The sequence below is a fragment of the Pedobacter hartonius genome, assembly GCF_900107535.1.
In the GTDB taxonomy this organism is placed as follows: domain Bacteria; phylum Bacteroidota; class Bacteroidia; order Sphingobacteriales; family Sphingobacteriaceae; genus Pedobacter; species Pedobacter hartonius.
Map to the genome: position 1 here is coordinate 144,955 of NZ_FNRA01000011.1, position 21,024 is coordinate 165,978.

A 21,024-nucleotide genomic window follows, 5' to 3' on the forward strand; every position below is an offset into this window, starting at 1 on the left:
TGTCATTTTGGTATTATATACGTGGTGGCACTACAATTGATCTTATCTTTGTATAAATAAATTATAAACAAATTATGGCTTTAGAAATCACAGATGCCAACTTCGAGGAAGTTGTGTTGAAATCAGATAAACCCGTTTTAGTAGACTTTTGGGCAGAATGGTGTGGTCCATGTCGCATGGTAGGTCCGGTAGTAGATGAAATTTCAAAAGAATACGAAGGAAAAGTTGTGGTAGGAAAAGTGAATGTGGATAATAACCCACAGATCTCTACTCAGTTTGGTATCCGTAATATCCCTGCGTTATTATTCTTTAAAAACGGTGAGGTTGTTGACAAACAAGTTGGTGCAGTTCCAAAATCTGTATTAGCAGGTAAATTAGATAAGCAATTATAATCAAACATCATATAACGAGCCAGGAAGGGCCGACTCATTTGAGTTGGCCCTTCCTATTTGTACTGCGCCCGGCTAATCCTTAGCCTCATTATTCTGATGCAGATACGTCTTCAAAAGCGTTCATTTTAACGAGCACAGTATCGCTCCAGGAGCAAAAAATTCCCAGGACAAATAATATTCCCGTCTGAAGATCAGTAACCATAGCCTGTTTTTGCAAGGCTGTATGAAAGAATCCGAGTTTTGCCATAAGGCAAATAATGAATGCAATCGTAAAAAGCCATTTGAAATTCGTAGTGCTCCTATAAAATTTACCTATATGCTCAGGTTTTAGTGTAAGCGCTTTTATCGCATTTACAGCAAGGATGAGAAATAACACACATAATAGCAGGTATTTTAATAGCCCTGTTAAGGGGACTGGTTTCAATTGAAAAAGATCTTTCAGGAGATATCCCGAGCAGGCGAAGGCGGTTATAAATAACAGGAGATAGATCATTGTAATTCCCCTGAGCAGGACACGATAAGTTGAAGACATTGAGTTCATTCCTGGCTGGCTAATGGGGCAAGTTATATTTCTTTTGTTAAATTTACAATATGGAGTCCTTCGATCAGTCTGAACAGCAATTAAACAGTAACCTGGAGCTGCTGGCAAAGTATGTAGTAGAAGGCTTTATTACCGGATTGCATAAAAGCCCTTTCCATGGGTTCTCTGTGGAATTTGCCGAGCACAGGGCTTATAACAGCGGAGACAATGTGAGGAATATAGACTGGAAATTATTTGGTAGAACGGAAAAGTTATACACCAAAAGATATGAAGAAGAGACTAACCTGCGCTGCCAGTTTGTGATCGATACATCGTCTTCAATGTTCTTTCCCCGGGGAGCATACAATAAGCTCAGTTTTTCTGTACAATCCACTGCGGCACTGATTTACCTCCTCAAGAAACAGCGGGATGCTTTTGGCCTGAGTTTATTTACCGAACAGCTATGGCTGAATACACCTGCGAGATCAACCACTGCCCATCAGCAATATATATTTTCGCAGCTGGAGCAGGTGCTGTCAAAACCGCATCTTAATGTAAAAACGAACCTTGAAAAATCTCTGCACCAGGTAGCTGAATCTATCCATAAGCGTTCGATGGTGATCATCTTCAGCGATCTGCTCACTGCCTTTCAGGATGAAAAACAGCAGTCGGCCTTATTTGCAGGCCTACAGCATTTAAAGTTTAACAAACATGAGGTGATTATCTTTAGTATCAGTGACAAAGCCAGAGAAGTAGATTTCAACTTTGATAACCGTCCTTATCAGTTTATTGATATGGAAACAGGTGAAGAGCTCAGGGCAAATTCAGCAACGGTTAAAGAAACGTATTTAAATGCTTACCACACCTATCGGAAACAGATCGCTCTCAAATGTGCACAGTATAAGATCGACCTCATCGAGGCGGATATCAGCGGTGGATTTTCAGCGGTCTTGTCGGCTTACCTGATCAAAAGGAAAAAGATGAATTAATTTCTTTTTTCATCCCGGTACCTGCTGAGTAATTCTCTTTTAAAGGTTTCCTGTGCCCTATAATACTTACCGATAGTTTTTATAGGCAGGCTGCTTTTAAGCTTGCCATAATATTTGCGTTCAATGTTCAGGTCCCTTTGTTTGAAGTTGAGCTCATTGGTGATGAGGCTTTGCACCTCAGTATCTGAGAGGTCTTCAATCTCAGTGATTTTTCTGAAGCTGATCATTCTTTCCCGGCGTTCCTGGCGTAAGGCAGATTGTTCTGCCTGCCAGGCAGTGTAAATAGGCCAGAAGATTTTGGCCTCTTCAGGGGTCAGTTCCAGTTTCTCTTTCAAATAGGTGATTCTGTAGGCATCTATTTCATTGCGTCTTCCGTTGTCTCTTTGTGCGGAGACTAAAAAAGGAAGAAATAATAAAATTGTGGCAGCAAGTATATTCTTCATGATTTTTTATTTAGATCGATGATGACAGGTCATTCTGAGAATAGTTGTTTAAAATATAGGTTTCCAGTTCTGCATTGGTTGCATTATCCTTTGGTTCATCCGCTGTATTACCCTCAACATGGTCGATAATATCCTGTTCATCGATGTCATACAGCATTTGTTCATTGGCTATTTCTGCAGCGGTAGACTCAGGAATATAGCTTTGTCTGTTCAGGTAAAACCCAAAGGTGGCAACCAGTACAAAGCAGGCCGCAGAAGCATATTTTAACAGGCCCGAATGCCACAAGCGTACAATTTTTGATTCTTTCGCAGGCGGAGGTGCTTCTTCAACGGTTTGTGCCAGGATCTTCGATTGTAATTTTTGAAAGTACTGATCCGGAATGCTGAATCCGGGAGATGGCGGAAGCTGGGACAGAACCTCTTCAGGGGCGAAATCCTCTGCTGTGGTTTGTGCCTGGATCCGGTCTTTTAACGAGCTGAAGTATTGATCGGGAACGGAAAACCCGGCAACAGGCGTCACTTCCTTCAGTTCATTTAAGTAAACCGAGTTCGCTATGTTTTCAGGTAGTGTATCAAAATAGTGTTCCGGAACAAGAAATGGATTTTGTCTTGGCAGGCTGGCCAGATACGGGGCTTCTGCTTTCCATTCGTTGTTTTCTACATCAGATTTCATCGATATCGTTTTTTTTTGTCTTTGCCATTGCATCCCACCTGTATCCGGGCTGGCTTATGCCGGCTTGTTCCAGAACTCAGGATGGTTTTTGTATCCTATATGGATGCAAAAAATGGCAAAAGGTTTAAAGACTAATTTCATCATTTAGCATAAAAACTTCAATTTTCTTTACAGCGATGTGAAATGATGCTTTTAGGGCACCGACTGAGGTTCCAAGGATAGCAGAGATTTCATCATATTTCAGGTCATCATAATATTTCATATTAAAGATGAGACGCTGTTTCTCCGGTAAAGTAAGCAAGGCCTGCTGTAACTTCATCTGGATCTTATCGCCATTGAAATAAGAAGAAGCAATCAGGCTTTCTGACAATTCTTCAGCTACCTCGTCAAGAGGAGTTTGGTTGCGCTGTTTCTTTTTATTCAGGAACGTGATACACTCATTTGTAGCAATACGGTAGATCCAGGTATATAATTTAGAATCGTTACGGAATTTTGCCAGGCTTTTCCAAACTTTAATGAAAACTTCCTGAACAAGGTCATCTGCATCATCATGATCAATAACCAGCCTGCGGACATGCCAGTATATCTTTTCCTGATATTTTGATATAAGCAGGTTAAAGGCTTCATTACGCGTATTCTCGTTGGAGAACTTTTCTAATATTTCTTCGTCTTCAACCTGCTTCATCAATTATTTTTTTCTTTTTATTACTTTTTGAACTGCTTCTACAATATTGATTGTATCCAGTCCGTATTTTGTCATTAACTGATCAGGCGTTCCGCTTTCTCCGAAGCTGTCATTCACGGCAACAAATTCCTGCGGTGAAGGAAGTTCTGTAGACAGCAAACGTGCAACGCTTTCACCTAAACCACCAAATTTATTGTGTTCTTCACAAGTTACCACACAGCCTGTTTTCTGAACTGACTTTAAGATAGCCTCTTCATCTAACGGTTTAATGGTGTGAATGTTTATAATTTCTGCATCAATTCCCAGTTCCGCCAGTTGTTCTCCGGCTTCAATAGCTTTCCAAACCATGTGTCCTGTTGCAATGATGGTCACATCTGTACCTTCATTTACCATCCAGGCTTTTCCAATTTCGAATACCTGGTCAGGATCTGTGAAAACAGGGATAGATGGTCTTCCGAAACGCAGGTAAACAGGGCCTTCATATTCAGCGATGGCCATTGTAGCTGCTTTAGTCTGGTTGTAATCACAAGGATTGATCACTACCATTCCGGGAAGCATTTTCATTAAACCTATATCTTCCAGAATCTGGTGGGTAGCGCCGTCCTCTCCTAAAGTTAAACCGGCATGTGATGCACAGATTTTAACGTTTTTGTACGAATAAGCTACAGATTGTCTGATCTGATCATAAACCCTGCCTGTAGAAAAGTTAGCAAAGGTTCCTGTAAAGGGAATTTTACCTCCGATGGTCATTCCGGCTGCGATACCGATCATATTTGCTTCGGCGATACCGATCTGGAAAAATCTTTCAGGGAAGTCCTTTTCAAAAGCGTCCATCTTTAAAGATCCTTTCAGATCTGCAGTAAGGGCTACAATATTAGGATTTTTTTTAGCTGCCTCGTGCAGGCCTACACCAAAACCGGAGCGTGTATCTTTCTTCTCAGTATATGTATATTTTTTCATCCTTTTACTTATGGTTTTTTCGTGAGTTATTAATTGTGTTTAATGGAACTCAAGCTGGCTTTCGCCGGTTAATTGTGATGAAGCTTTCAGCCTTCTGTCATGAAAAATGACCTGAAGTCTTCAGGTTTCATTATATTCTCTATGTTGTTAATGGTCATGAAGCAATAGGCTTCAATCGTAAAGTCCTATTACCAGGAACTATTAATAATCCCCTAAAGTTTCTTTGTTCTGGGCTAATGCAGAAGCCAGTTGCTCGTCATTAGGCGCAGTACCGTGCCATTTGTGAGAACCAACCATATAATCTACACCATAACCCATTTGAGTACTCATCAGGTTCAGGATCGGTCTGCCTTTGCCTGTAAGAGATTTGGCATATTCAAGCGATTTAACGATCTCTTCCATGTTGTTACCACTTGAGGTGATCACATGCCATCCAAAAGCTTCAAATTTTGCCTCAAGGCTTTCAAGGGATAATACTTTTTCAGTAGGGCCGTCAATCTGCTGACCATTATAATCTATTGTAGAGATCAGGTTGTCAACTTTATTATGAGGAGCGAACATGATTGCTTCCCAGTTTTGTCCTTCCTGTAATTCTCCGTCTCCATGTAAGCTGAATACAAGGGAGTGGTCTTTGTTTAGTTTTTTTGTCAGGGCTGCGCCGATGGCAACAGACATCCCCTGGCCTAAAGATCCGGATGCAATCCTGATACCCGGTAATCCTTCATGTGTTGTCGGGTGTCCCTGAACACGTGAATTTAACTTTCTGAAGGTAGCAAGTTCACTTACGTCGAAATAACCTGATCTTGCAAGCACGCTGTAAAATACAGGTGAAATATGACCATTAGAAAGGAAGAACAGATCTTCTCCTACACCATCCATTTTAAAATCCGTAGAATGGTTCATGGTTTCAAAATAAAGGGCTGTGAAAAACTCTGCGCAACCCAATGACCCACCTGGGTGTCCTGACTGACAGCCGTGTACCATTCTAACAATATCTCTTCGTACCTGAGAAACAATGTCCTCTAATTCATTGATTGTATGTTTCATTTAAATTTGGATTGTTGTAATAATAATGATGGCAAATATAGTTTATTCTGCCATTTCTTGTTAAGGGTCGGCCTTATATGGGCCTTTAATAAATAATTAGGCTGTCATTTTTCTAAAAGTTCGAGAACCTGGACAGCAGAATTTTTTGTGTCTACCTTTTTAATGATATGACTGATCACCCCTTCTTCATTAATGAGAAAAGTGGTGCGGTTTGTACCCATATATTTCTTTCCATACATGTTTTTCTCGCCCCAAACGCCGTAAGCAGTAACAATTGCCTTGTTTGTATCTGCCAGAAGCGTAAAAGGCAGGCTATGTTTGGCAGCGAACTTCTGGTGCGACTTTTCATCGTCAACACTTACGCCCAATACCACAATACCTTTGGCTTTCAATCCTGCATAGTTGTCCCTGAAATCGCAGGCTTCGGCAGTACAGCCCGGGGTGTCATCTTTCGGATAAAAATACAGGACAACTTTTTGCCCTTTAAACTGGCTGAGGGTAATCGTATTACCGTCCTGGTCTGTCTCTGTAAATTCAGGGGCCTGCTGACCTTCTTTTAATTCGCTCATCTCTTTATTTATAAAAATTAATAGAATACGTTTTAATATTGCCTTTCATGTCTTCCACTTCCAGCCTGAGCTGGTGTTTTCCGGGGCCGGTGCGGCTGTCAAAAGAATGCCACAGGGTTGCTGTTTTCGTGTCAAATTCCATCAATGCCCAGTTACCGTCGATATACCCGTTGAAACTTTTGATCCCTGAGAGGTTATCACGGATCCTGAAGTTCATCTTTGGAATGCCCGACATGTTTTTGCCGTCTGAAATATTCAGGGGAACTACCGTTGGTGCAACTGTATCTACAGCGATATAGAAACTTCCGAAGTTTCTTGGGCTGGCTTTAACATAACCATTTTCAAAAATTCCGCCCTGTGATGAACCACCGGTACTTACGATCACAGCTTTATCCTTCAGGTTACCCAGGCTGGCATCGGCCTTGATCCAGAGGTTAAAGCCCACATGCAGGGGTGTCAGGTTATTGTGGACCTGCTGAATTTCTGAATAGGCTCCCCTTGCAGGTCTTGGCCTGCTTTTGTAGACCAGGTTGAAATCATTGTACAGGGTGCCTTTGGGCAGCACAACCTTCATGCTTTCGGTAGAAAATTCGTTGTCTTTGTTATAGAAGAACGGAATCCCGTCGGGTTCGTCAGGGGTAACGATCGTTTTACCGTCTGCCCTGACTGCGAAAGCAAGGATACTCTTGTTCCCCTTTGAATCGGTAACAGTATATTTCAGCTCATGCGGCTGCTGATCGGCGAAGTCCAGCCTGCCATTGTTCACTACATTATAATAGATCTTTACGGGGTTTCCCGGGTCCACAAAACTTTTCTGTATACTTCTTCTGCTGGTAAGGAAGGCAGGATAATCGATGTGTGAGTTCAGCCCCTTGCTGTCTTCAAATGCAAAACGTTCCAGAGCAGAGACGAAAACAGTTTTTCCGTCCACTTCAAGTTCAATGGAATATACTCCGTTGATCCCTGAATTACCGTTGTGCCTGTCCGTGGCTGTGATACCAAATCCGACTTCGCCGCTGATATTGATTGTCCCTGCAGCGATATGATACCTGCCGGCGGCTCCTGTAACCTGGAAATACTGTTTCGGTGTATATTCACTGAAAGGTTTTTTATTGAGCTTGTACAGGTACAACGAATAAATCACCGGGGGAATATCGTCAGGGATCTGTATGCCGAACAGCTGCGGGTTGATCGTATTTTCTGTTTTTGAATCCCTGATCTCGAAATGCAGGTGCGGGCCGCCGGAACTGCCCCTGTTACCAGAGTAGGCAATCAAGTCACCTTTGTGTACCGGGAACTGATCAGCTGCGGGATATTCATCCAATTCAAAAGTCTTCTTTTGATAAGACAGGTTTTTCACCGCTTCTGCTACTTTTGGTGCGAAACGCGATAAGTGACCGTAGACGGAAGTATACCCATTAGGATGTGTAAGGTATAAGGCCTGTCCGAAACCACTGTTCTGTACCCTGATCCTGGATACATATCCGTCGGCAATCGCATATACCGGGTAACCTTCACGCTGATTGGTGCGGTAATCCATACCCGAATGGAAGTGGTTGCCTCTCAGCTCACCGAATGACCCTGCCAGCGCAGGTGGCACAATATCCAGCGGAGGCCGAAAATCTACCAGCGGATAGGTATTGCTGCTAAAGACCTGTTGTGCATGTATGAAGGGAGAGCATACGCTAAGAAGAAAAAGGAGTAAACCTGCTTTGATCATTAAACTTATTTTATATCGAAATTCAGAAATTGCTCTTCGCCTATCCACGCTTCCAGTTTATCTCCCTGCTGCACCTGGCCAACACCTTCCGGTGTTCCGGTAAAGATGAGATCTCCCTTTTTCAGGGTGATATATTGTGAAACAAAGGAGATGATCTTCTCAAACGAGAAAAGGATATTACTGGTGTTTCCGTTTTGCCTGGTTTCACCATTTATTTTGAGTTCGAACTGAAGGTTGTTCAGGTCTTCAATTTTATCTTTAGGAATGAAATGACTGATGGCAGCTGAATTATCAAACGCTTTAGCTAATTCCCATGGCAATCCTTTTTCCTTATGAATGTTTTGAATATCACGGGCGGTGAAGTCGATACCAAGTCCAACTTCATCGAAATAGCCGGAAGCGAATTTCTCAGCGATGTGTTTTCCTTCTTTACAGATTTTAAGTACTACTTCCAGTTCATAATGGATGTCAGAGGAGAAGTCCGGAAGATAGAAAGGTTTGTTATCCTTCAGTACAGCGGTATCCGGTTTCATAAATATTACGGGACTTGTAGGGAGGGGATTGTTTAGTTCTTTTGCGTGTGCAGCATAGTTACGGCCAATGGCAATTACTTTCATATCTTTGGTCAAATAAGGTTCATTTACAATCATACGGGTAGCATGATGCGTAAAAGTAACTTTATATCCACTAAAAAGGAAGGAATGAAGGAAAATTATAAAACGGAAATACGTTTCACGATGGTTTCAGAACCGGCTACGAAACGAAGGAAGTAGATGCCGCTGTTCAGCCTGTTTGGAATGGTGAAGGTTTTGGTTTGCTCACCGGCAGATAAACGTTCATTGGATAGTGTCACCACTTCATTGCCCAACAGGTCCATGATCTTAATAGAGATGTTGGACTCACGTTCCAAACGCAGGATAAAATTGATCTGGTCATCAACCGGATTGGGGTACACCCTCAATACAGACAGAATTTTATCTGCTTTGGCTGCTCCTGATTTACTATGGGATACCAGGCTGTTGTAAGGAGTGAATGAAGATCCGGGAGTATAATTCGGCTTGTAGGATGGAACGTCACCTTTGATCTGGGGAGTTTTGATGATCCTTTTATATTTCGCATAATTGGAGATACTATCAGATCGCTGGGCAAAAACAGAGGCACTGCATAATACACTGATGCAGATTATGCAAATTAAGCGAATGAGTGAGACCGTTTTTGTTTTTGTATTCATCTATCTTCAGCAAAAGTAGAAATAATTCCACAGAAAAATTAAAGATTTTGTGGAGAGGACAATATTTAACACAATTTAACAGTTGAGTCTGTTAATATCACGATGAATACACATAATTCTAGTATAAATTTCATCTTTACAATCTTTTTAATTAACACATTGCAACGTGTCTGAAACAAAAAAATTGAACAAGCTGTCGGCGGCAGGTCTGCTGATCAGTTTGGGAATCGTTTACGGTGATATCGGTACTTCACCTTTGTATACGCTTAGAGCCATTTTCAACACGGTGAGTGATGGCGGACAGCAAATTACCCCAATGACTGTCCTGGGTGCGCTTTCCTGCATCATCTGGACACTGACTTTACAGACCACCATCAAATACGTAGCCATTACCCTGCGGGCCGATAACAAAGGTGAGGGTGGCATATTTTCATTGTATTCGCTCGTGCGTAAGAAAGCAAAATGGCTGGTGATTCCTGCAGTACTTGGCGGCTGCGCATTACTGGCTGATGGAATCATTACACCCAGTATAACAGTTACAACCGCGATAGAAGGGCTTCAATTTAAATTTCCTCATTTATTTGTGGTACCAATCGTACTTGGTATCATCACCCTCTTATTCATTATCCAGCAATTTGGTACCAGTCTCGTGGGCAAGTTATTCGGCCCGATTATGTTTCTTTGGTTTGCCGCACTGGGGGCCTTGGGGATGATCTATGTAGCACAGGACTTGAGTATACTGAAGGCGCTGAATCCATATTTTGCGGTACACCTGATCGCCACCAATCCTATGGCGCTGGTTATTCTTGGGGGGGTATTCCTGTGTACCACGGGAGCCGAGGCGCTGTACTCAGACCTGGGCCATTGCGGAAGGAACAACATCAGGGTAAGCTGGGTTTTTGTAAAGGCTGCACTCATTGTGAATTACCTTGGTCAGGGGGTATGGCTTTTGCAGCACCCGCATTATAATAACGATCTGAACCCATTCTATCAGATCGTCCCGGAACCCTATCTGCTGTTTATGGTTGCACTGGCAACAGTGGCGGCGATTATTGCCAGTCAGGCAATGATCACAGGGTCATTCACGCTGATCTCGGAGGCCGTCAGGCTAAATTTATGGCCCAAAGTGAGAATTAATTACCCCAGTAACGAAAAGGGGCAGATCTATGTGCCTTCTATCAACTGGCTGCTTTGTGCGGGCTGTATTTCCATCGTGTTGATCTTTAAAAAATCTATTTATATGGAAGGGGCTTACGGACTAGCGATCAATATGACATTTCTGGCGACGACAATACTGGTAGCGATGTTTATGAGAATAAAGAAAGTACCGCTCTATGCGATCGTTATTTTTGTGATGGTGTATGGTACGCTGGAACTTGCCTTCCTTGCGGGAAATATGACGAAATTCCTGCACGGAGGTTTTGTAACACTACTTATCGGCGCCGCCTTGTTTACGGTAATGTGGGGTTGGTTCGTGGCCCGAAGGATCAAAAACAGGTTTGTGAAGTTTGTGGAGGTGGGGGATTATTTTGATATCATCAGTGAGCTTAGTGAGGATGGCACGGTTCCTAAGTATTCCTCCCAGCTGGTTTATCTGACGAGTGCAAATTTCAAGCATGAAGTGGAATCCAAGATTATGTACTCCATCCTTCAGAAAGAACCTAAAAGGGCTGATATTTACTGGCTCGTGCATGTGGATGTGGTAGATGAGCCTTTTACACAGGATTATAAGGTGGAGTTCCTGATCCCGGGAAAGCTGATCCGTATTGATTTTAAACTGGGCTTCAGGGTAGAGCAACGCGTCAACCTGCTGTACCGGAAAGTCATTGAGCAACTGGTAAAGAATGGTGAAGTGGATATTACCAGCCAGTATCCGTCATTAAAGAAACATAAGATCGCAGGGGATTTCAGGTTCATCCTGCTGGAAAAACATTTGTCTAAATTTTCTAAACTCAGTGTTTATGAACGTACGATTATGCGATGGTATCAGATACTGAAGAAACTGAGCATGTCTGAGGAGAAAAGTTTCGGACTCGATTCCAGTTATGTTGACATTGAAAAGGTACCGCTGAACTTTGTATCTACCGATGATATTGAGCTGAACCGGCTTTCAGTATAATCTGATGATGAAAGCGTTATTTTATCCTGAATTAATCTGTTTCCCTGGCTTAATTGGTATGATTTTTTAGTTTCTCCAATGAGTTTAAGGGGATTATCTTAATTCATAAAAACAGGTATGTTATATTCCGGCTGCATTAATTCGCTGCGCGAAAGAACGACAAGGCCGTCATATAACATACCTGTTTTTATGAATAAGGTGATTGAGGGGAGATGTAAGGGCGGCTGCATATGCAAATCAATGGATCACCTGAAAGAACGGATGGACCTATGGAGCATGGTGCAGATACCAGCGTTCATGCGGGCGTCCGGCGTTGATCAGAGGAACTGGAATAATACTCAGGAATGTAATTGTGTTCAGGAGCTGTGATAAAACACCAGGAATTTTAGAAGGGCTGTGGCAGTTAACTGCGTGGAATCCGGCTGGCTCCATGCTACAGACGATCTTTAAAAAAATGAACATCAGTTTCGATGCCTTCGGCTGCGCTTCAGCAGCAGTCAGCATTGAAACTGATGTTCATTTTTTCAGCGAAGCCAGACGATCTCAACTAACCAGGCAAACCTCTGCTGCCAGGGATTTACTAAACTGCGGCAGCTATGTCTCCGCTACACCTGATTCTCCAGATTCAGCTTGCTGTGTTTAAACCCATAAAGAAAGTAAACCACCAGACCGACCACCAGCCAGATGCCAAATCCTATCCAGTTGGAAATACCCAGTTCGCACATCATATACAAACAGCACAATAATCCAAGTACGGGGATCAGCGACAGGTTTTTGGTGATACAATAATAGGTGACGACCACGCAGATCACAAAGAAGATCCACATGGGGATCTTGTGCTTGAACAGGCTCCAGCCACTTTCAAACTTTTTATCTGCACTGACATTGGTTTTTTCTACAAAACTCTGGTATTGCCCTTCACTCAGGCCATTCAGGTAAGCCTCGGTATCAATATTTTTTTCTATGATGGCCGATGGTGTTTGTTCTTTTTTTATCTGGCTTTGAACCTTAGCCAGTTCGGCTTTATCCAGCGAAGTGATAAAGCTGATCGGGTTATGCACCTTAGCCTTGTTGGTTAGAAAAGCAGTGGTTTCAGCCTTAAAGAAAACGAAGGAAGCAACGACTGATCCTATGAAAACAACCGGAATGATATACTTTGCATTGGCATAGGGTATCCTGAACTTGCCACGCTGAATATTAGGCTTATTTTGTAATACGAGTACCCCTGCACATACCAGTACAAAGGCGAACAACGTTCCGATGGAACAGAGGTCTGTCACAATGGTCAGGTTCATGAACAGGGAAGGAACGGCAACTACAAAACCTACAACGATCGTAGCGAAGGATGGAGTTTTGTATACCGGGTGGATCCTGGAGAACCTCTTGGGCAGCAGGCCGTCACGGCTCATACTCATCCAGATCCTTGGTTGTCCCATTTGAAAAACCAGCAGTACGCTTGCCATGGCAAACACAGCACTCACGGCGATGATACCGCTCATCAGTTTCAGGTTAATGTGATCAAATACAAAAGCCAGGGGATCGCCTACGGCAAGGTTGTCATATCTGACGATACCGGTCAGGACCAGCGCTATGGCAACGTAAAGAACTGTACAGATAATAATGGCCCACATCATGCCCCTTGGCAGATCCTTCTGAGGGTTTTTACACTCCTCGGCAGTGGTGGATATCGCATCAAAACCGATGTAGGCGAAGAATACCGCAGATACGCCTTTGAGTACGCCTGATACACCATTTGGTGCAAAAGGATGCCAGTTGGCAGTATCTACATAGAAGACCCCTACGGATAGTACCAGTAAGATCACGGCCAGTTTAACTATTACCATGGCATTACTTGCATTCTTAGACTCTTTCATGCCGCGGTATACGAGCCAGGTGATCAGTATGATAATGCCCAGTGCCGGCAGGTCTGCCACTACATGAAAATTGCCGATCTGTGGAGCAGTGATCCAGGCATTGTTTGTGATCCGGGTGGCTTCATCAAGGTTTGAGAAGCTTTTGCCGGCATTCAGCAAGGCTTCCGCATGCTGATGACCGTTATAGGCAGTAAGATAGTCCATCGTCATCCAATCCGGCAGGTGTATGCCATTGATTCCCAATGCGGGTATATGGATGGAAGAGAGTAATCCCGTGAAATAGTCTGACCAGGATATGGCCACAGTGATGTTTCCGATGGCGTATTCCATAATGAGCGACCAGCCGATGATCCAGGCCACGAGCTCGCCAAATGCTACGTAAGAATACGTATATGCACTTCCCGAAACGGGGACCATAGATGCAAATTCAGCATAGGCGAAGGCTGCAAAACTACAGGCAACGGCCGTGAAAATAAACAGGAAGATCACTGCAGGGCCGCCATCTGCACTGGCTTTTCCTATTGTGCTGAAAATCCCGGCACCAATGATCGCTGCAATTCCAAATGCAGTAAGGTCTTTTACGCCGAGCGTTTTATTTAAAGACGCATGGTCCCCATAGCCTTTTTCTGCATCTTCTAATATTTTAGTGATCGACTTTTTCCTGAAAAGATTTTCAAACATAATAGGCAATAGAGTTTTAGTTTTGTTGAAATTATAAATAAAAAAATAATATATGCAACCCTAGCCTAATTTATCTAACTCATCCTTCACAAAAGAAGCCAGCTCATTGATGTAACTGCTGCTGAAATCAAATTTAATGCCCGCAGTTTCATAGATCTCGTTCATTGGTTTTGTATAACCCAGGGCCAGCGCATCAAGGTATTGCTGTAATGCCTTTTCAGGATTCTCTTTATAGTTTTTCCAGATCGCTATTGCACCGAGTTGCGCAATCCCATATTCAATATAATAGAAAGGCAGTTCAAAAACATGCAGCTGCTTTTGCCATAAGTTTCCGAACTCCTGGTCCAGTCCGTCCCAATTGGCGAAGCCTGCAGCAAAGGTGCTGTAGATCTGTTTGAAAGCTTCTTCCCTGTCGGCCGCATTATGTGACGGATTTGTATAGATCCAGTGCTGGAACTGGTCAATCACGGCTACCCAGGGCAGTGTTTTCAATACATCTATCAGTTGTTCCTTCTTCGCCCTGATCAGATCGGCCTCATTGTCAAAATAGATATGCCATTGGTCCATAGAGATGAGCTCCATACTCATTGAGGCGAGTTCGGCTACTTCGGAAGGGCAGTGTTTAAAGTCGTTCAGTTCAAGATTTGCGGTCAGGAAAGTATGTACGGCATGGCCTCCTTCATGAACCATCGTGGTCAGGTCCCTCATTGATCCTGCAGAATTCATAAAAATGAAAGGTGCGCCTGTTTCTGCCAGCGGATAGTTATATCCGCCCGGTGCTTTTCCTTTTCTGCTTTCCACGTCGAACAGGTTGTTGACTTTCATGGTGGCCAGCATCTGGCCCAGTTTCGGGTCAATGGCGTCAAAAGCGGCAATACTTTTATCGATCAGTTCCTCGCCGTTGCGGAAAGGTTTCAGTGCTGCTTTACCGGATATGTCCACATCTGTGTCCCACGGTTTCAATACTTCCAGTCCCATAGCTTCGGCCCTTTTTTCTGCCTGTTCTTTTAAGATCGGGACAATTTCTTTCTCAATGGCCTCATGAAAATCGTAACAATCTTTTACGCCGTAATCAAATCTGCCCATGGCCTGGAACATGTAATCGCGGTAGTTTTCGAATCCAGCGTTTAAAGCCACCTGGTGTCTCAGTGCTACCAGCTCATCAAAGATGATATTCAGGTCATCTTTATCTGCCAGACGGCGCTGCTGGATCAATTCCCATGCATTTTGCCTTACCGTCCTGCTCACATCTTTGATAAAATTCGATGCCTGTACCAGCGTATATTCCTGGTCATTGATCACCACACTCATCGCGCCGCTTGCCGCCTGGTATTTCTGTGCCGTTAGCTGAATCTTTGTGAACAGTTCCACGTTTTCTTCTCTGTATATTTCAAGCGCTTTCCTGATGGCCCTGATGTATACGAAATATTTATCCTGGTCGAGCTCATCTATGTGAGCGCTGTCAACCAGTTTTTTATTTAACAGGTTTCCGATCGGGGAGATCTTCGGTTCGATTTCTGTTGCAAAATACTGAAAACTAGCTACCAGTTCTTCATTTGCCGTGTCGCAGGTCATCCTGATGTATCTCCACGCAAAATCTTCTTCAAGTGCGGCCTCCAGTTCACTTTTATCTTTCAGCCAGTGTTCCAGTTCGGTGACACTGCTGATCTGCCTGGTTAACAGTTCGTCAAGGATGGGAGAGATGGTATCCCATTTTATTTCAAGATTCTGAGGGATATAAGCACGTGTTTTTTTGGGAATAGTCATATTGATCATTGGACTAGAAATTTAAAAAGGTTCTTAAAAAAGCATCCAGCAAAAAACATCCGGCAAAGATCACCGATGCCAGTCCGTTGGTGGTTGCAAAAGCTTTATTTACTTTACTGATGTCGTTCGGTTTAACCAGCAGGTGCTGATAAATCAGCATGGAGCAGAAAAAGGCCACACCCAGGTAATAGGCCCAGCTGAAAGGAGTGAACAGGATAGGCAGGATCACACATACTGCTGAAAAGAGGTGCAGTACCTCAGATAGCCGGAGTGAATTCTTTCTACCCAGTGCTGAAGGGATGGAATGTAGTTTTTCACCCTTGTCAAATTCTTCATCCTGCAGGGCATAGATAATGTCAAAGCCGCTTACCCAGAACAATACTGCCAGGGAATACAACACAGGCACAATATTGAACTGGCCTGTTACCGCAATATATGCGCCTATCGGGGCAAGGGATAAACCCAGTCCCAGCACCATGTGGCATAAGGCCGTAAATCTTTTGGTATAGCTGTAAAACAACACTACAAATAACGCAACGGGCGAAAGGTACAGACACAGGTTATTGATGAATGCTGTAGTAATCATGAAGAGCAGGCAGTTGACCATCACGAATATCAGGGCCTCACTTGCAGAAACTTTTCCCGCAGGAATATCGCGCATGCTGGTCCTTGGGTTTTTGGCATCAATATCCCTGTCAAGATACCTGTTAAAGGCCATGGCAGCATTACGTGCAAAAACCATACAGAGCAGGACCAGTAACAGGCTAAGCCATTGAAAAGGATGTTGTGTAGTGGTTACGCCGAGGAAAAATCCGATCATTGCGAAAGGCAGGGCGAAAACAGAATGTGCAAAAAGCACAAGCGAAAAATACTTCTTCATCTTCAGGCGTATTAGATATCTTCTTTTGGTGTAAGAATGGGCATCGCAAAGTCGAGATTCGTCTGCTCGATAAAGTTCAGGATCTCGTCTTTTCCCTGCATTTTTTCTGCCGAAGTAGCGAATACGGGGGGGGTCTCCTCAAACCATCCTGAAAGCTCTTTTTTGAAAAGGGCGATGTTCTGGTTTGTCTTGGTAATGGACTGTTTGTCCGCCTTTGTAAAAGCCAGAACAAAGGGAATCTGAATTTCTCCCATCCAGCAGCAAAACTCAATATCTATCTTCTGCGGCGTGAGCCTGCTATCAATCAAAACGAATACACATTGTAAACTTTCTCTTTTTGTAATGTAGTTACGGATGAATTTCTCCCAGTTCTCCCGGCTGTTTTTGGATACTTTTGCATAGCCATAACCCGGCAGATCGACAATATACCATTTCTCATTCACCAGAAAGTGATTGATTAACTGTGTTTTTCCGGGCTTCTGAGACGTTTTTGCCAATCCGTGCTGGTTCACCAGCATGTTGATCAATGAAGATTTCCCTACGTTTGAACGTCCGATAAAAGCATATTCCGGCATGTTGGCGACCGGCAACGCCGAAATCTTTGTATTACTACAAATAAATGTTGCTGATTTTATAATCATTTGACAAAGGTAGAAAATTAGTTTTCAACAATACTTATCTTTGCCGCTTACCATGAACGAAAAAATAACTCCATACCAATCTGCCTCCGTCACAAAAAAGGAACAGGTAGCCACCATGTTTAACAACATCTCCGGTACCTATGATTTTCTGAATCATTTTCTTTCGGCAGGCATAGATATTATATGGCGCAAAAAGGCAATCCGCGAGCTTTCTTCTTTAAAGCCAAAGATGATGCTTGACGTAGCTACAGGAACTGGTGATTTTGCTTTTGAGGCCATTAAAATATTAAGCCCGGAAAAGATCATTGGCGTTGATATTTCAATAGGTATGCTGGATGTAGCCCGTAAAAAGATCGCGGAGCGCAATTTGCAGCATGTTTTTACCGTACAGACCGGAGACTCGGAAGGTTTGAATTTCGGGGACAATCATTTTGATGCCATTACTGTTGCCTTTGGCGTCAGAAACTATGAAAACCTTGAAAAAGGACTTTCAGATATGCTGCGGGTGCTTAAGCCCGGCGGTAAGATCGTGATCCTGGAGTTTTCAAAACCTACGGCATTCCCCATCAAACAGTCGTACAACTTTTATTTTAAACACCTGCTGCCCGTATTTGGGAAGTTGTTCTCCAAAGATGCAAGGGCATATACCTACCTGAATGAGTCGGTCATTGCTTTTCCGGACGGCAAATCATTTACACAACTGATGGATAAGGTGGGTTATAAAAGTACAAAACACAGGCCGCTTACTTTTGGGATCAGCGCAATCTATACCGGAGTAAAGGCATAGAAGAAATTGATAGCGGGATATCTGCAGCTATTCCTATATTTGGTCAACGAATATAGTACTGATGAATATAAAATTACCGCTGCTGGTTCTTCTTCTTTTTATAGGTGCCGGTGCCAGTGCGCAAAACTGGGGTGGCGGTGTAGATGACGAGCGCGTCCACTTTGGTTTTACCTTTCAGTATATCAGTTCTAATTATATTGTACAAAAGAATCCGGACTGGAGAGCGCCTTTCAGGGATCCGGATGCCAATCTTCCAATTACAGATACACTATCGGCCGTATATGGCAAGTCGTCCCCTGGTTTCGGAATAGGATTTGTGGTCAATGGCCGTATCAGCGATCACCTGGATGTCCGGCTGACACCTACGCTGGTCTTTTCAGACAGGTTAATGGAGTATGAGTATTTACAGCCCAGCCGGGTCAGGATGCCTTTCAGCAGTGTGGAGCAAAAAGTATCGGCTACCGTGGTAGAGTTTCCGCTGGGGATCAAGATCAAGTCCAACAGAAGGAATAATTTCCGGGCGTACATGTTATATGGCGCAAAATATTCGATGGATATAGCCTCTAAGAAAAAAACGGATGATTCCGGGCAGGACTTTTTATATAAGCTGCTGAAGAACAAAAAGAGCTACCTGTCATACGAAGCCGCCTTTGGTATGGACCTTTATTTCGAATACTTTAAAATGTCACCCGAGATAAAATTGTCTTATTCATTGAACAATATCCTGAATAATGACCAGCCGAACCCCTATAATATTCCAATAGACAGACTGAAATTACGTCATGTGACATTCAGTTTATTTTTCGAATGATGTGCGAACATAAAAAATCATAGCTTTGTCTGCAAGGACATTTCTGCAGATAAAAGAAAAGTCTTTTTAAAACTTATTAATTTTAACTTACAATGAGAACCGCACTAATTACAGGGGCAACTTCAGGTATTGGCGAAGCCTGCGCACATTTATTTGCACAGCAGGGCTACCGGATGATATTGGTTGCCAGAAAACAGGATAAACTGGAAAAAATTGCTAAACATTTTGCAGATAAGTACGCTGTAGAGATTAAAACACTCATTGCGGACGTTAGAGATAAAGTTGCAGTAACTGATATACTGGAAGGGCTGCCGGGCGATTGGAAACAGGTTGATGTACTGGTCAACAATGCCGGTTTAAGTTTAGGACTGGAACCAATTGACCAGGGCGATACCAGTGATTGGGATACGATGATCGACACCAATGTAAAAGGTTTGTTATATGTAACTAAAATTGTTTCCAACTGGATGATCAGCAACAAAAAGGGACATATCGTGAATATCGGATCTACGGCTGGTAAAGAGGTATATCCTGGCGGAAATGTATATTGTGCAACAAAACATGCTGTTGATGCACTAAATAAAGGAATGCGGGTCGACCTGCTTCCGCATGGTATAAAGGTTACAGCTGTTAACCCGGGCATGGTGGAAACTGAATTTTCAAAGACCCGTTTTAAGGGTGATGAAGCCCGGGCAGACAAAGTGTATGAAGGCCTTGAGCCTTTGATTGCGCAGGATATTGCCGATGCGATCTGGTTTGTGGTAAGCCGCCCCGCGCATGTCAACATCGATGATATGATCATCAGGCCAACTGCACAGGCCAATTCATATGTAACCAATAGAAAATAATAGAAATTAGTAAATATATGGTATCAACAATTATTGATCAGGAAATAAAAAAGGCGATGTTAGCTAAAGATCAGGCAAAGTTAAGAGGCCTGCGTGCGATAAAAGCTGCATTATTACTGGCCAGGACAGAAAAGGGTTCTGCCGAAGAAATTAACGAAGAGGCTGAACTAAAAATCCTGCAGAGATTAGTGAAACAAAGAAAAGAGTCTGCTGATATATACAAACAGCAGGGAAGGGAAGACCTTTCTGTGATCGAGGAAGAAGAAATTGAAGTGATCAGCCAGTTTATGCCGCAACAGCTGAGCAGGGAAGAAGTGGAGACCCTGGTAGCCAGCCTGATCAAAGATTCAGGTGCAAGTTCTGTAAAAGATATGGGCAAAGTAATGGGCCTTGCCAACAAGGAACTGGCCGGAAAAGCCGATGGTAAGCTGATCGCCGAGATCGTGAAAAGTCAATTGGCATAAATTGTGTTACTCACCGTAGAAAGAACAATATTTTTAAAATTAACTGTTAATATTGCTGTAAATTGAAATTGCCTGTTAACTTAGTACTATTACATTTTGAAATCAACTGTTGACCATAAACTCTATATTACAATCAAACAACAAAAAAATATAAACACATGAAATACGAGGTAATAGAAGAGGATGGGTTTAATTTTATAGAAGCCGGTGAAGGCGAACCCCTGGTATTACTTCATGGTTTGATGGGAGAGCTGAGTAACTGGGAACCCACAATTGATCATTTTAAAGATCGTTACCGTGTTCTTGTACCTATACTGCCGATATATGAATTGCCGCTGCTGACGCTTGGGGTGAAAAGCCTGGCGAAGTATGTACATAAATTTATAAAGTTTAAAAAACTTGGACAGGTAGTGTTGGTTGGCAATTCACTGGGTGGCCATGTGGGCCTGGTGGTTACGGCAGCACACCAGGAAAGCGTGAAAGCACTGGTGCTTACCGGCAGCTCAGGATTATATGAGAATGCCTTTGGCGGTTCCTTCCCGAGAAGGGAAAGTTATGATTATATCCGTGAAAAAGTGGAGTTCACTTTTTACGATCCTGCCATAGCAACAAAAGAACTGGTTGACGAAGTTTACAAATCGGTGAATGAACGTTCAAGAGTTATTCGTATTTTAGCATTAGCGAAGTCTGCCATACGTCACAACATGGCAAAAGAACTTTCTAAAATAACGATCCCGGTTTCGCTGATCTGGGGCAGGCAGGATAAAGTTACACCGCCGGAAGTGGCTGAGGAATTTCACCAGCTTTTGCCCAATTCAGAACTAAACTGGGTTGATAAATGCGGCCATGCGCCGATGATGGAGCGCCCCGATGTTTTTATCCCGTACCTGAATACATTTTTAGATAGAATTTTACTGAAATAA

At 43.0% G+C, this 21,024-nt stretch carries 22 protein-coding genes; 8 read left to right on the forward strand and 14 right to left on the reverse strand.

Going from position 1 to position 21,024, the window contains the following annotated elements:
• Positions 1-74: 74 nt before the first annotated feature.
• On the forward strand, positions 75-392 hold the full coding sequence (gene trxA / locus BLW16_RS17900) for a thioredoxin (RefSeq protein WP_090559127.1): 318 nt from the start codon (positions 75-77) through the stop codon (positions 390-392).
• A gap of 88 nt (positions 393-480) precedes the next feature.
• On the opposite strand, the gene BLW16_RS17905 is transcribed toward trxA, so the two are convergent.
• On the reverse strand, positions 481-924 hold the full coding sequence (locus BLW16_RS17905; RefSeq protein ID WP_175470634.1) for a hypothetical protein: 444 nt from the start codon (positions 922-924) through the stop codon (positions 481-483).
• 59 nt (positions 925-983) lie between these two features.
• On the opposite strand from BLW16_RS17905, the gene BLW16_RS17910 reads away from it, so the two are divergent.
• On the forward strand, positions 984-1,901 hold the full coding sequence (locus BLW16_RS17910) for a DUF58 domain-containing protein (RefSeq protein ID WP_090559131.1): 918 nt from the start codon (positions 984-986) through the stop codon (positions 1,899-1,901).
• Here BLW16_RS17910 and BLW16_RS17915 read toward each other — a convergent pair.
• The 9 genes from BLW16_RS17915 to BLW16_RS17955 all read right to left on the reverse strand — a co-directional run bounded on the left by BLW16_RS17915 (position 1,898) and on the right by BLW16_RS17955 (position 9,229).
• Positions 1,898-2,344 (reverse strand): hypothetical protein, encoded by a 447-nt coding sequence (locus tag BLW16_RS17915; protein WP_090559133.1) that lies wholly within the window; start codon positions 2,342-2,344, stop codon positions 1,898-1,900. The two genes, BLW16_RS17910 and BLW16_RS17915, sit on opposite strands and share 4 nt — an antisense overlap.
• A gap of 10 nt (positions 2,345-2,354) precedes the next feature.
• Entirely contained in the window at positions 2,355-3,017 is a 663-nt protein-coding gene (locus tag BLW16_RS17920) for a hypothetical protein (protein WP_090559135.1), read from the reverse strand.
• 124 nt (positions 3,018-3,141) lie between these two features.
• Positions 3,142-3,702, reverse strand: a complete 561-nt coding sequence (locus BLW16_RS17925) for an RNA polymerase sigma factor (RefSeq protein WP_090559136.1) — start codon at positions 3,700-3,702, stop codon at positions 3,142-3,144.
• Positions 3,703-3,705: 3 nt separating this feature from the next.
• Positions 3,706-4,662: a transketolase family protein gene (locus BLW16_RS17930; protein WP_090559137.1), complete on the reverse strand. Its 957-nt coding sequence runs from the start codon at positions 4,660-4,662 to the stop codon at positions 3,706-3,708.
• Positions 4,663-4,863: 201 nt separating this feature from the next.
• A complete protein-coding gene (locus BLW16_RS17935) occupies positions 4,864-5,709 on the reverse strand; it encodes a transketolase (protein WP_090559139.1) in 846 nt (281 codons plus the stop codon).
• Positions 5,710-5,813: 104 nt separating this feature from the next.
• Positions 5,814-6,278 carry a thioredoxin-dependent thiol peroxidase gene (gene bcp / locus BLW16_RS17940; RefSeq protein ID WP_090559141.1) on the reverse strand — a complete coding sequence of 155 codons (465 nt, stop codon included), beginning with the start codon at positions 6,276-6,278 and terminating at the stop codon, positions 5,814-5,816.
• A gap of 4 nt (positions 6,279-6,282) precedes the next feature.
• Positions 6,283-7,998, reverse strand: a complete 1,716-nt coding sequence (locus BLW16_RS17945) for a M23 family metallopeptidase (RefSeq protein ID WP_090559142.1) — start codon at positions 7,996-7,998, stop codon at positions 6,283-6,285.
• A gap of 5 nt (positions 7,999-8,003) precedes the next feature.
• Complete coding sequence (locus BLW16_RS17950; RefSeq protein WP_090559244.1) at positions 8,004-8,615, reverse strand: fumarylacetoacetate hydrolase family protein; 612 nt, start codon at positions 8,613-8,615, stop codon at positions 8,004-8,006.
• Between the two features lie 95 nt (positions 8,616-8,710).
• Positions 8,711-9,229 (reverse strand): T9SS type A sorting domain-containing protein, encoded by a 519-nt coding sequence (locus BLW16_RS17955; protein ID WP_245735366.1) that lies wholly within the window; start codon positions 9,227-9,229, stop codon positions 8,711-8,713.
• Between the two features lie 166 nt (positions 9,230-9,395).
• Between BLW16_RS17955 and BLW16_RS17960 the strand changes: the two genes are divergently transcribed.
• Positions 9,396-11,348 carry a KUP/HAK/KT family potassium transporter gene (locus BLW16_RS17960; protein ID WP_090559143.1) on the forward strand — a complete coding sequence of 651 codons (1,953 nt, stop codon included), beginning with the start codon at positions 9,396-9,398 and terminating at the stop codon, positions 11,346-11,348.
• 605 nt (positions 11,349-11,953) lie between these two features.
• Here BLW16_RS17960 and BLW16_RS17970 read toward each other — a convergent pair.
• Genes BLW16_RS17970 through yihA form a run of 4 tightly spaced genes read right to left on the reverse strand, consistent with a single transcriptional unit; the run spans position 11,954 to position 17,191 of the window.
• Positions 11,954-13,903, reverse strand: coding sequence for an amino acid permease (locus BLW16_RS17970; protein WP_090559145.1), 1,950 nt, complete (start codon positions 13,901-13,903; stop codon positions 11,954-11,956).
• 60 nt (positions 13,904-13,963) lie between these two features.
• Positions 13,964-15,679: a M3 family oligoendopeptidase gene (locus BLW16_RS17975; RefSeq protein WP_090559146.1), complete on the reverse strand. Its 1,716-nt coding sequence runs from the start codon at positions 15,677-15,679 to the stop codon at positions 13,964-13,966.
• A 4-nt stretch (positions 15,680-15,683) separates the two neighbouring features.
• Positions 15,684-16,550: a UbiA-like polyprenyltransferase gene (locus tag BLW16_RS17980; protein WP_090559148.1), complete on the reverse strand. Its 867-nt coding sequence runs from the start codon at positions 16,548-16,550 to the stop codon at positions 15,684-15,686.
• 11 nt (positions 16,551-16,561) lie between these two features.
• Positions 16,562-17,191, reverse strand: coding sequence for a ribosome biogenesis GTP-binding protein YihA/YsxC (gene yihA, locus BLW16_RS17985; protein WP_090559150.1), 630 nt, complete (start codon positions 17,189-17,191; stop codon positions 16,562-16,564).
• Positions 17,192-17,243: 52 nt separating this feature from the next.
• Here yihA and ubiE point away from each other — a divergent pair, with 52 nt between their 5' ends.
• The 5 genes from ubiE (at position 17,244) to BLW16_RS18010 (ending at position 21,024) form a co-directional block, all read left to right on the forward strand.
• Complete coding sequence (ubiE, locus tag BLW16_RS17990) at positions 17,244-17,978, forward strand: bifunctional demethylmenaquinone methyltransferase/2-methoxy-6-polyprenyl-1,4-benzoquinol methylase UbiE (protein WP_090559152.1); 735 nt, start codon at positions 17,244-17,246, stop codon at positions 17,976-17,978.
• A 61-nt stretch (positions 17,979-18,039) separates the two neighbouring features.
• Positions 18,040-18,789, forward strand: coding sequence for a type IX secretion/gliding motility protein PorT/SprT (gene porT, locus BLW16_RS17995; protein ID WP_090559154.1), 750 nt, complete (start codon positions 18,040-18,042; stop codon positions 18,787-18,789).
• 92 nt (positions 18,790-18,881) lie between these two features.
• Positions 18,882-19,637: an SDR family NAD(P)-dependent oxidoreductase gene (locus BLW16_RS18000; RefSeq protein WP_090559155.1), complete on the forward strand. Its 756-nt coding sequence runs from the start codon at positions 18,882-18,884 to the stop codon at positions 19,635-19,637.
• A 17-nt stretch (positions 19,638-19,654) separates the two neighbouring features.
• The gene (locus BLW16_RS18005) at positions 19,655-20,101 is read left to right on the forward strand and encodes a GatB/YqeY domain-containing protein (RefSeq protein ID WP_090559156.1); all 447 of its coding nucleotides are present in this window, start codon (positions 19,655-19,657) and stop codon (positions 20,099-20,101) included.
• Between the two features lie 158 nt (positions 20,102-20,259).
• Positions 20,260-21,024, forward strand: a complete 765-nt coding sequence (locus BLW16_RS18010; RefSeq protein ID WP_090559158.1) for an alpha/beta fold hydrolase — start codon at positions 20,260-20,262, stop codon at positions 21,022-21,024.